Origin of the sequence: Aeromonas sp. SG16 (assembly GCF_024436135.1) — a bacterium.
GTDB lineage: Bacteria > Pseudomonadota > Gammaproteobacteria > Enterobacterales > Aeromonadaceae > Aeromonas > Aeromonas jandaei.
Window position 1 is genome coordinate 60,933 of record NZ_JANFNW010000014.1, and the last position, 6,619, is coordinate 67,551.

5 protein-coding genes are annotated in these 6,619 nt (G+C 58.4%); 4 read left to right on the forward strand and 1 reads right to left on the reverse strand.

Features of this window, described 5'->3' with window-relative positions; all coding sequences use genetic code 11:
- Positions 1 to 191: 191 nt before the first annotated feature.
- Positions 192 to 2,129 carry an acetoacetate--CoA ligase gene (locus tag NOM67_RS21240; protein WP_255940029.1) on the reverse strand — a complete coding sequence of 646 codons (1,938 nt, stop codon included), beginning with the start codon at positions 2,127 to 2,129 and terminating at the stop codon, positions 192 to 194.
- A gap of 191 nt (positions 2,130 to 2,320) precedes the next feature.
- On the opposite strand from NOM67_RS21240, the gene pepQ reads away from it, so the two are divergent.
- From pepQ to hemG, 4 genes are read left to right on the forward strand one after another with little or no spacing between them, the layout of a single operon-like run.
- Positions 2,321 to 3,643, forward strand: coding sequence for a Xaa-Pro dipeptidase (gene pepQ, locus NOM67_RS21245; RefSeq protein WP_255940031.1), 1,323 nt, complete (start codon positions 2,321 to 2,323; stop codon positions 3,641 to 3,643).
- Entirely contained in the window at positions 3,643 to 4,260 is a 618-nt protein-coding gene (locus NOM67_RS21250) for a YigZ family protein (protein WP_255940033.1), read from the forward strand. The genes pepQ and NOM67_RS21250 overlap by 1 nt, the downstream gene beginning before the upstream one ends.
- A gap of 38 nt (positions 4,261 to 4,298) precedes the next feature.
- Positions 4,299 to 5,756, forward strand: a complete 1,458-nt coding sequence (locus tag NOM67_RS21255) for a TrkH family potassium uptake protein (protein WP_156854744.1) — start codon at positions 4,299 to 4,301, stop codon at positions 5,754 to 5,756.
- Between the two features lie 7 nt (positions 5,757 to 5,763).
- Positions 5,764 to 6,288 carry a menaquinone-dependent protoporphyrinogen IX dehydrogenase gene (gene hemG / locus NOM67_RS21260; RefSeq protein ID WP_198038041.1) on the forward strand — a complete coding sequence of 175 codons (525 nt, stop codon included), beginning with the start codon at positions 5,764 to 5,766 and terminating at the stop codon, positions 6,286 to 6,288.
- Positions 6,289 to 6,619 lie beyond the last annotated feature (331 nt).

The following is a 6,619-nucleotide window of genomic DNA, read 5'->3' on the forward strand; positions in this document are numbered from 1 at the left end:
TGTTCCCACTCAGTGGGGAGTGGTGCTCCTTAATCCCCAGCAGGGGGCGAGGCTCACTATTGATCCAAAAGGAGACATTTTCAACACCTATTTAAAACATTTGTTTAACAGTTATCGAGTAAAAGCTCCTCATCACAAAACGGGCAAAAGAGAGGCGCCTTGCGGCGCCTCGGATGGATGTGAGTTTGTTATCAACTGGCCAGTTCCGGCCGGTTGCGATACTGGTTCAGCACTTCGGGATCGGCGAGGGCGTGGGTATTGTTGACCGGCCGGTTGTGCACCACTTCCCGTACCGCCAGCTCGACGATCTTGCCGGACTTGGTGCGTGGGATGGCATCCACCTGCAGGATGCGGGCCGGTACATGGCGGGCGGTGCAGTGTTGCTTTATTTGCTGGCGGATCCGCTCGCGCAGCGGCTCGTCCAGCTTGCAGCCCGCCTTGAGCTTGACGAACAGCACCACCCGCTCGTCCTGCTGCCACTGCTGGCCGATGACGATGCTCTCCTCCACCTCGTCCAGCTGCTCGACATAGCGGTAGATTTCGCTGGTGCCGATGCGCACGCCGCCCGGGTTGAGGGTGGCGTCGGAGCGGCCGTAGAACAGAATGCCGCCGGTCGGGGTCAGCTCAATCCAGTCGCCGTGGCACCAGATGTTGTCGAACCGCTCGAAGTAGGCGGCGTGGTACTTGTCGCCGTTCTCGTCACCCCAGAAGTAGATGGGCTGGGCCGGGAACGGCTTGCTGCAGACCAGCTCGCCCTTATCCCCCTGCACCGGCTTGCCCGCTTCGTTGAATACCTGCACCGCGAGACCGAGGCCACGCCCCTGACTTTCGCCACGATAGACAGGGCTGAGCGGATTGCCGATGACGAAGCAGGAGCAGATGTCGGTGCCACCGGAAATGGAGCTGAGCTGCACATCCTGCTTTATCTGCTGATAGACGTAGTCGAACCCCTCCGGCGACAGCACAGAGCCGGTGCTGCAGATCAGCCGCAAGTGCGGCAAGTCGTGGGTCTTGATGGGGGCATAGCCCTGTTTGTGCAGCGCGTCGAGATACTTGGCCGAGGTGCCGAACAAGCTGACTTGCTCGTCGCGGGCCAGATCCCACAGCACGTTGCCGTCCGGGTAAAACGGTGAGCCGTCGTAGAGCACCAGAGTAGCGCCGGAGGCGAGCGCGCTCACCAGCCAGTTCCACATCATCCAGCCACAGGTGGTGAAGTAGAAGATCCGCTCCCCCGGCTTGATGTCGCAGTGCAGCTGGTGCTCTTTCAGATGTTGCAGCAGGGTGCCGCCGATGCCGTGCACGATGCACTTGGGTTTGCCGGTGGTGCCGGAGGAGTAGAGGATGTAGAGCGGGTCATTGAAAGCCATCGGCTCGAACTGGAGGCCGGCGTCCGATTGGCTTGCCAGCAGTTGCTGCCAGTCGTGACCAAGCTGCAGCGGGTTGCCGAGCAGGGGGATCATCACCGTCTGCTCTATGCTGTCGATCTGGCTGACGACCCCTGCCACTTTGTCCTGAATATCGATGGCCTTGCCGTTGTAGCGATAGCCATCCACGGCAAACAGTACTCGCGGCCGGGTCTGGCCGAAGCGCTCTACCACGCTGGCCTCGCCAAAGTCGGGGCTGGTGGAGGTCCAGATCGCCCCCAGACTGGTGGTTGCCAGCATGGCTACCACGGTTTCCGGGATATTGGGCAGATAGGCGGCAACCACATCGCCACGACCAATCCCCTGATTGCGCAGCCATTGAGCCAGCCGGGCAACCTGTTCCCCCAGCTCACGCCAGCTCAGGGTGCGGCTTGGGCTCCCTTCGATGCGGGAGATGATGGCCGGGCTCTCGTCCTGGCGGCGCAGCAGGTTTTCGGCGAAGTTGAGGCGGCTGTCGGGGAACCAGCGGGTGCGCTGCATATCCTGACGATTCTCCGCCACTATGTTGCCGAGTTCGCCCTTGACGCCGCAGTGCTGCCACACCAGCGGCCAGAAGCGGGTGGTCTTTTCCACCGACCATTGCCACAGCTGCGGATAGTCCTGCAGTTGCAGGCCGTGGAAGCGGTTCACCTCTGCCATAAAGCGGTAGAGGTTGGATTGCTGCATCCTGAGCGGATCCGGTTGCCACAGGCAGAGGTTGTCCATGAGTAATCCCTGACTTCATGTATCTACCGGCAGTGTATTGAATTGTTTTTGATTTGTTAACGACTGGTTCTCTGTTGATAACAAACACGTTTGTAACGTATGCGTTACCTCACGAAGCGGCAGCTTGACGGGTCGAGCCGCCAAGCGCTTGATGTTATGCTGCAATCACATTCACCTCGGAGCAGGACGCCATGAGCAGCTACAGCCAACTTTTTGCCCAGCATCTCGATACTTTGCAGCAACGCACCCGCGATATCCTGCAGCAACAGGGACTTGGCGGGCTGGCCATCCACTCCGGCCAGACCCACCGCATCTTCCTCGATGATCAGGATTACCCGTTCAAGGTAAACCCGCACTTCAAGGCCTGGTTGCCGGTGCTGGACAATCCCCACTGCTGGCTGCTGGTGGACGGGGTGAACAAACCAATCCTGCTGTTCTATCGTCCGGTCGATTTCTGGCACAAGGTGGCGGATCTGCCCAATGCCTTCTGGGTCGAGTTCTTCGATATCCGCTTCCTGACCCGACCGGAACAAGTCGCCGATCATCTGCCGGCCAACAAGCAGGAGTGGGCCTATCTGGGCGGTCATCTCGAGGTGGCCGAGCTGCTGGGGCTGACCCAGCCCAATCCCGAGGCGGTGCTCAACTATCTGCATTATCACCGCGCCTACAAGACCCCCTACGAGCTGGAGTGTCTGCGTGAGGCGAACCGTATCGGTGTCCGTGGTCATATCGCGGCCAAGGACTCTTTTATGGCAGGGGCGAGCGAGTTCGAAATCAATCTGGCCTACATGAAGGCGGTCGGGCAGGGGGCCAACGAGGCGCCCTACGGCAATATCGTCGCTATCAACCGCAATGCGGCCATTCTTCACTACACCCACTTGTCTGCCGTGCGGGTGCCCGATGCGGAGCGCCACTCCTTCCTGATCGATGCCGGTGTCGATTTTCACGGTTATGCCTCCGACATCACCCGTACCTGGGCGTGGCGGCGTGGCGAGTTCGCCGATCTGATTGCCGCCCTCGACGAGCAGCAGCAGGAGATCATCAAGGAGATCAAACCGGGCCGTCGCTACAGCGAGCTGCATCTGCAGATGCACCACAAGCTGGCGCGCCTGCTGCAAGCGACCGAACTGGTGGATATGTCGGTGGACGAGATGATCCACACCGGGGTGACCAACGTCTTTTTCCCCCATGGTCTCGGCCACTTCCTCGGCCTGCAGGTACATGATGCCGGTGGTTTCATGCAGGATGAGCGCGGCACCCATCTGGCCGCTCCCGAGCAGTTCCCCTATTTGCGTTGCACCCGGGTGATGGAGGTAGGCCAGGTGTTCACTATCGAGCCCGGTCTCTACTTCATCGACAGCCTGCTGGAGCCGCTGCGTCAGGGCGAACAGGGCAAGCGAGTCAACTGGAACAAGGTGGAGGCGCTGCGTCCGTTCGGCGGCATCCGCATTGAGGACAACATCGTGCTGCACGCCAACGGGGTGGAGAACATGACCAGACAAGCAGGGCTCTGATGGCGGCAGCGTACTCCATTCCGGCCGCTCCATTGGAGCTCAGCGAAGAGATCAAGAAGAGCCGTTTCATAACCCTGATTGCCCACACCCCGACCGTCGAGGCGGCCAAGGGGTGGATCAACGAAATCAAGCGTCAACATCCGACCGCTCGCCATCACTGCTGGGCCTTTGTGGCGGGCGCACCGCAAGATAGTCAGGTCTATGGCTTCAGTGATGATGGCGAACCCTCCGGTACTGCGGGCAAGCCGATCCTGGCCCAGTTGATGGGGTCGGGGTTCGGTGAAATCTGCGCCGTGGTGGTGCGCTACTACGGCGGCATCCAGCTTGGCACCGGTGGACTGGTCAAAGCCTATGGCGGCGGCGTGGGGGCAGCCCTCAAGCAGCTGGTGACCGAACTCAAGGTGCCGCGCACTCCTTCCTCCATTCATTGCGACTATGGCGACATGGGCGTGGTCGAGTCACTGATCAGCACTCACAACGGCGAACTGCTGGCTGCCGATTACGGCCAGCAGGTTACCCTGCAGGTGGCGTGGGAGTCTGCAGTCTGGGAGCGGGTTGACCGCGAATTGACCGACAGAACCCATGGGCGGGTATCCCTTCAGCCTTTAGATGGCTAGAATCCATCGCTCTTTATCGTCTTGAAGTAGGAGCCGGAATGCACACCCTGAGCATTATTCGCATCGTTGGCCTGCTGGTTGCGCTGTTCAGCTCGACCATGCTGCTGCCAGCGCTGGTTGCGTTTGGTTATCGGGATGGGGGCGGCGCCGAGTTCATCAAATCTTTCCTCATGGCCCTGCTGCTCGGGGTCGTGCTCTGGTTTCCCAACCGCTATCACAAGAAGGAGCTCAGAGCGAAAGAGGGTTTCCTCATTGTGGTGCTGTTCTGGGTGGTGCTGGGTAGCGTGGGGGCTGTGCCCTTTATTCTGAGCGATGCCCCGCATATGTCGGTTTCCGAGGCATTCTTTGAATCTTTCTCCGGCCTGACCACCACCGGCGCCACCGTACTGACCGGGCTGGACAATCTGCCCAAGGCGTTCCTGTTCTACCGTCAGCTGCTGCAGTGGCTGGGGGGGATGGGGATCATCGTGCTGGCGGTCGCCGTGCTGCCGCTGCTGGGTATCGGGGGCATGCAGCTCTATCGGGCGGAGATCCCGGGCCCGGTCAAAGATACCAAAGTGACACCGCGTATCGCTGAAACGGCCAAGGCGCTCTGGTTCATCTACCTGCTGCTGACCGCGCTCTGTGCACTGGCCTACTGGCTGGCCGGGATGACGCTGTTCGATGCGGTGTGCCATTCGTTTTCGACCCTGTCGGTCGGTGGTTTCTCTACCCACGATGCCAGCATCGGTTTTTTCAACAGTCCGGTCATCAACCTGATTACCGTGGTGTTCCTGCTGTTGGCCAGCGTGAACTTTGCGCTCCACTTTACTGTCTTTTCCCATCGTCCGGTTCGGCTCGGGCGCTACCTGTATGACGCGGAGCTCAAGGTCTTTCTGGCCATCCAGCTGACCCTGGTGATGATCTGCTTTATCGCCTTGCTGACTCATGGGCACTACGCCACCTGGCAAGAAGCGCTCAATCACGGTCTGTTCCAAGCGGTCTCTCTGGGCACTACCACCGGCTATAGCACCACTACGTATGCCGACTGGCCCTCTTTCCTGCCCATGCTGCTGATGTTCTCCGCCTTTATTGGCTGTTGTGCGGGTAGTACCGGCGGCGGCATCAAGGTGATGCGCTTTATGATCCTCTTCATGCAAGGGATGCGTGAACTGAAGCGGTTGGTTCACCCCAGAGCTATCTATACCCTGAAATTGGGGAAGAGGGCTGTACCCGAGCGCATCGTTGAGGCGGTGTGGGGCTACTTCGCTACCTATATCATCCTCTTCTTTATATTCATGTTGCTGTTGCTGATGACAGGGTTGAACGAAGTGACCGCATTCACCGCCGTGGCGGCTGCTTTTACCAACGTAGGCCCGGGTCTGGGAGAGGTCTCTGCCAACTTCGGGAATATTTCACCCGCTGCACAATGGGTGCTGGTGTTGGCCATGTTGTTTGGCCGATTGGAAATTTTTACGCTTCTGGTACTGTTTACCCCTGCATTCTGGCGTAGTTGAGGTTGTTATGGACAAGATTCTGGTGCTTTATTCCTCTCGGGACGGTCAAACCCGCAAAATCATCGATGTCATGCTGGAGGAGATGCCGGGATGCGAAGTGGTGATGCACGATCTGCACACCCTGCCCAAGTGCAATCTCAGCAAGTACAAGAAGGTGTTGATCGGTGCCTCTATCCGCTATGGCAACTTCCACCCCAGCCTGCTCAGCTTTATTCATGCCCACCATGAGCAGCTGGAGGTCGCCAATGCCGCCTTCTTCTGCGTCAACCTGACTGCTCGCAAGCCCGAGAAGCAGACACCGCAGACCAATGCCTATATGAAGAAGTTTCTGCGCCTCTCTCCCTGGAAGCCGAAAACCCTAGGGGTGTTTGCCGGTGCGCTGCAGTACTCTCGCTATAACTGGTGGCAGACCCGCATTATCCAGCTAATTATGAAGATTACCGGTGGTAGTACCGATACCAGTAAAGACCTCGAATTTACTGATTGGGAAAAGGTGCGCACCTTTGCACGTGAATTCTGGTCAAAAAGATAGCAACCTGATGTGAATTCAGGGTTTCTTGCCCGAAACAGCCCCGCTGATGCGGGGCTTTTGTTTAATAAAGCGACGGTTAACGCGAAAATCAGTAAAAAATGCCCTTTTCTGCAATTTTCCCCTTGTCATCGCGGCGCGGCTCCCTATAATGCGCCCCTACCAGCACGGCGGAACACGCCAAACTGATGAGCCAGCTTCGTTGTGAAGCTAGCGTCGAAAGAAAAGCGAAAACAATCGCTTGACTTTCGAAGTGGGAAGCGTAATATGCGCCTCCTCAACGCGATAAGCGTGACGCTCTTTAACAATTTGAATCAAGCAATCTGTGTGGGCA

Bases quoted from the DNA above. Each gene is read 5' to 3' on its own strand.
- pepQ (WP_255940031.1), top strand. From the start codon at position 2,321: ATGAGCAGCTACAGCCAACTTTTTGCCCAGCATCTCGATACTTTGCAG.
- NOM67_RS21240 (WP_255940029.1), bottom strand. From the start codon at position 2,129: ATGGACAACCTCTGCCTGTGGCAACCGGATCCGCTCAGGATGCAGCAA.
- hemG (WP_198038041.1), top strand. From the start codon at position 5,764: ATGGACAAGATTCTGGTGCTTTATTCCTCTCGGGACGGTCAAACCCGC.
- NOM67_RS21255 (WP_156854744.1), top strand. From the start codon at position 4,299: ATGCACACCCTGAGCATTATTCGCATCGTTGGCCTGCTGGTTGCGCTG.
- NOM67_RS21250 (WP_255940033.1), top strand. From the start codon at position 3,643: ATGGCGGCAGCGTACTCCATTCCGGCCGCTCCATTGGAGCTCAGCGAA.